This window comes from Mesorhizobium sp. M4A.F.Ca.ET.090.04.2.1, from assembly GCF_003999085.1.
Classification (GTDB): Bacteria; Pseudomonadota; Alphaproteobacteria; order Rhizobiales; family Rhizobiaceae; genus Mesorhizobium.
This window is the reverse complement of sequence record NZ_RZOT01000532.1, coordinates 1-4,221: the sequence shown is the minus strand read 5'-3', so window position 1 is coordinate 4,221 and position 4,221 is coordinate 1. Positions and strand designations below refer to the sequence as shown.

Sequence of the window (4,221 nt, the reverse complement as noted above, 5' to 3'; positions counted from 1 at the left end):
CCTCGAGAACGATCCGGACATCCTGTCGATCGTTGCCACCTCGGCAGCGCTGACGCTGTCGGGCGTCCCCTTCATGGGCCCGATCGGCGGCGCCCGCGTCGGCTACATCAACGGCGAATATGTGCTCAACCCGCATATTGACGAGATGGAGGAATCCAAGCTCGATCTCGTCGTCGCCGGCACGTCGGAAGCCGTGCTGATGGTCGAATCGGAAGCCAAGGAGCTCAGCGAGGAGCTGATGCTCGGCGCCGTGATGTTCGGCCACAAGGGCTTCCAGCCGGTGATCGACGCCATCATCAAGCTGGCCGAGGTTGCCGCCAAGGATCCGCGCGACTTCACCGCGCCGGACTATTCCGAGCTCGAAGGCGAGATGCTGAAGATCGTCGGCGATGAACTTCGCGATGCCTACAAGATCACCGACAAGCAGGCCCGCTACGCCGCCGTCGACGCTGTCAAGGCCAAGGTCAAGGCGGCGTTCGCCCCGGCCGAAGGTGAGGAAGCCAGGTACACGTCCGAGCAGATCGGCACCGTGTTCAAGGAACTCCAGGCCAAGGTCGTGCGCTGGAATATCCTCGACACCGGCTCGCGCATCGACGGCCGCGACCTCAAGACAGTGCGCAAGATCGTCTCCGAAGTCGGCGTCCTGCCGCGCACCCACGGTTCGGCGCTGTTCACCCGTGGCGAGACCCAGGCGCTGGTCGTCGCCACGCTCGGCACCGGCGAGGACGAGCAGTATGTCGACTCGCTGACCGGCATGTACAAGGAGAAGTTCCTCCTTCACTACAACTTCCCGCCCTATTCGGTCGGTGAGACCGGCCGCATGGGTTCGCCGGGCCGGCGCGAAATCGGTCACGGCAAGCTCGCCTGGCGCGCCATCCGGCCGATGCTGCCCTCCGCCGACCAGTTCCCCTACACGCTGCGCGTCGTCTCGGAGATCACCGAGTCCAACGGCTCGTCCTCGATGGCCACCGTCTGCGGCACCTCGCTGGCGCTGATGGATGCCGGCGTGCCGATCGCCAAGCCGGTTGCCGGCATCGCCATGGGGCTGATCAAGGAAGGCGAGCGCTTCGCGGTGCTCTCCGACATCCTCGGCGACGAGGACCACCTCGGCGACATGGACTTCAAGGTTGCCGGTACCGCCAGCGGCGTCACCTCGCTGCAGATGGACATCAAGATCGACGGCATCACCGAGGAGATCATGCAGATCGCGCTCGGCCAGGCCAAGGACGGCCGCCTGCACATCCTCGGCGAGATGGCCCACGCGCTGTCCGGTGCCCGCGCCGAGCTCGGTGAATTTGCGCCGCGCATCGAGGTCATGCACATCCCGACCGACAAGATCCGCGATGTCATCGGCTCCGGCGGCAAGGTCATCCGCGAGATCGTCGAGAAGACCGGCGCAAAGATCAACATCGAGGACGACGGCACGGTCAAGATCGCTTCATCCAACGCCAAGGAGATCGAGGCGGCCAGGAAGTGGATTCACACCATCGTTGCCGAACCGGAAGTCGGCGAGATCTACGAAGGCACGGTCGTCAAGACCGCCGACTTCGGCGCTTTCGTCAACTTCTTCGGTCCGCGCGACGGCCTCGTCCACATTTCGCAGCTGGCCAACGAGCGCGTCGCCAAGACCTCCGACGTCGTCAAGGAAGGCGACAAGGTATGGGTCAAGCTGATGGGCTTCGACGAGCGCGGTAAGGTCCGCCTGTCGATGAAGGTCGTCGACCAGGCTACCGGCAAGGAAATCGTGCGCGAGAAGAAGGCCGAAGGCGGCGAGGAAGACGCAGCCTGATCGGTCTGACCGGATAGTTGAGACGGGCGCGGCGATGTCGCGCCCGTTTTCGTTTAGGGGGCTTGTTTCCCACGGGGCAAGGAAATGTCGGCAGAGCCGCTGAAGACGCTGTTCCATCCCTATGAGGCCGAGGCCCTGCCCTTGCCCGGGATGGGCGAACGCGCGCTTTTTCTTGGCGCCGAGCCCGGTTTCCGCTTGCCCGAAGGGTTTGCTGCCGCGCTCCATCTCGTGCAGGGCTTCCGGTCGCATTTCCGTGCGCTGCAGGCGGCAGGCTTCGATGTCCTGCCGCGAGCGGAAGGCGCGAGCTTCGACACCGCACTCGTGCTCGCCGGGCGCCATCGCGGCCAGAACGAGCTGCGTGTCGCCGAGGCGATCGAGCGCGTGGCAGCGGGCGGATTGATCGTGGTCGCGGGTGGCAAGGAGGACGGCATCGCGTCCCTGCGCAAACGCATCGATGAGCTCGTGCCGCTCGACGGCCACCTTCCCAAGCATCACGGCGTTGCCTTCTGGTTCCGCCGGCCCGTCGACGCAGGAGCGGCGGCGGTGCTGCGCGCGGCCAATCCGGCCGTTCTGGTCGAGGGCCGCTTCCACACCGCGCCGGGCATGTTCTCCTTCGATCGCGTCGACACCGGCTCGAAACTGTTGGTGGAAAGCCTGCCGGGCGACCTCAAGGGCATCGTTGCCGACTTCTGCGCCGGCTGGGGTTATGTGGCCGCCGAGGTCGCGCCCCGGTTCCCGGGCCTCACCGCGCTCGATCTCTTCGAGGCGGACTTCGAGGCGCTGGAAGCGGCGAAGGCCAATGTGAACAACACGTCCGCAGCGCCGCGTTTTTTCTGGGCCGATCTGCTCGGCGAGCCGGTCGAGCGGCGCTATGACGCCATCCTCATGAACCCGCCATTCCACCGCGGCCGGGCGGCCGAGCCCGAGGTCGGCGCCGGCATCATCCGGGCGGCGGGCAAGGCGCTGAAGCCTGGAGGGCGGCTGTTCATGGTGGCGAACCGCCAGTTGCCTTACGAAGCGGTGCTGGCGGCGGCCTTTTCGAGCCATGTCGAAGTCGCCCGCGACGGCATGTTCAAGGTGCTTTCGGCGCGCCTGTAATCTTCGCCGTCAGTGCATGCTGACAATGCGCGCCTCGCGCTTTTCGAAGCGCGCCGCACCAAGCTCGATCTTGAGCGGCGCCGGCCGGCCGAACAGATAGCCCTGCACCACCTCGCAGCCGGCGGCCCTGAGCAGCGTCGCCTGGTTCTCGGTTTCGACGCCTTCGGCAATGATACCGACGCCGAGCGCGCGCGAAAGTCCGACGATGGTCGAGACGACCGCGCCGGAGTTGGAATCGGTGTCGATGCGGCTGACGAACGAACGGTCGATCTTGAGCTTGCCGAACGAGAAATCGATGAGGTAGCTCAAATTGGAATAACCGGTGCCGAAATCGTCGACGGCCACTGAGATGCCCATCTCGGCAAGCTGCTGCAGGATGATGGCCGCGCGCTCTCGGTCCTGCATCATCGCCGTCTCGGTGACCTCCAGCTCCAGCCGCGACGGCTTGATGCCGGTGGCGGCCATCGTCTCGCGCACATTGCCGACGAAATCCTTGGTCATGAACTGGACCGGCGAGATGTTGACGGCGACGAAGCAGTCCTCGGGCAGGTACTGGGCGTCGCTGCAGGCCTTGCGCAGCACCCATTCGCCGATCGGGTTGATCATGCCGGTCTCTTCCGCGATCGGGATGAACTCCATTGGCGGGATCATGCCGCGCTCGGGATGCTTCCAGCGGATCAGCGCCTCATAGCCGATAACGCGGCCGCTCGGCAGGTCGAGCTGCGGCTGGTAGTGGAGGTCGAAATCGCCACGCTCGAAAGCGGTATGCAGCTCGGACTCGATCCATTGGCGATAGTCGGCGACCCGCCCCATGTCGGCATGGAAGACTGACCAATTGCCCACGCCGCCGGCGCGCGCGTTCTGCAGCGCAAGGTTGGAGCGGCGCAGCACCAGCACGGGGTCGACGCCGTCCTTGGGCATTGCGGCAATGCCCACCGACAGGCTGACCGACTGCTGATGCGAATTGAGCTGGTAGGGCTCCATCATCTCGTCGATGAGCTTCTCGATCGCCTCCTCGACCGGGCCCTTCAGCGCGCGGTCGGCCAGCAGAACACCGAACTCGCCGGCGCCGAGGCGCCCGATCACCGTGCCCTCCGGCATGCGGGCCTTGAGCCGCTCGGCGAAGGCCCGGATCAGATCGTCGCCATGGCTGTAGCCGATGGCGTCGTTGATGTGTTTGAAGCGATCGATGTCGATGTCGACTAGGAAAACCGGTTCGCCTGTGCGGATCGTCGCCGATGCCGCCTCGGCGATCTTGCCGACCATTGCCGGACGCGCGAGCAGGCCCGTCAGCTTGTCGAAATTGGTTTCGCTGAAGACATACTGCTCGGATT

At 65.3% G+C, this 4,221-nt stretch carries 3 protein-coding genes; 2 read left to right on the top strand and 1 reads right to left on the bottom strand.

Annotation, left to right across the window (positions count from 1 at the left end):
• Both pnp and EN781_RS27415 read left to right on the top strand, forming a co-directional pair.
• Positions 1-1,789: polyribonucleotide nucleotidyltransferase (pnp, locus tag EN781_RS27420; RefSeq protein WP_127400517.1), on the top strand; the 1,789-nt coding region annotated here is incomplete at its 5' end.
• A gap of 84 nt (positions 1,790-1,873) precedes the next feature.
• A complete protein-coding gene (locus EN781_RS27415) occupies positions 1,874-2,887 on the top strand; it encodes a class I SAM-dependent methyltransferase (RefSeq protein ID WP_126056660.1) in 1,014 nt (337 codons plus the stop codon).
• A 9-nt stretch (positions 2,888-2,896) separates the two neighbouring features.
• Here the strand turns inward: EN781_RS27415 and EN781_RS27410 are convergent.
• A partial coding sequence (locus EN781_RS27410) for a bifunctional diguanylate cyclase/phosphodiesterase (protein ID WP_145965648.1) occupies positions 2,897-4,221 on the bottom strand: 1,325 nt, incomplete at its 5' end.

What these genes read in the sequence shown, in the direction of transcription:
- EN781_RS27415 (WP_126056660.1), top strand. Translation starts at nt 1,874, where the DNA reads ATGTCGGCAGAGCCGCTGAAGACGCTGTTCCATCCCTATGAGGCCGAG.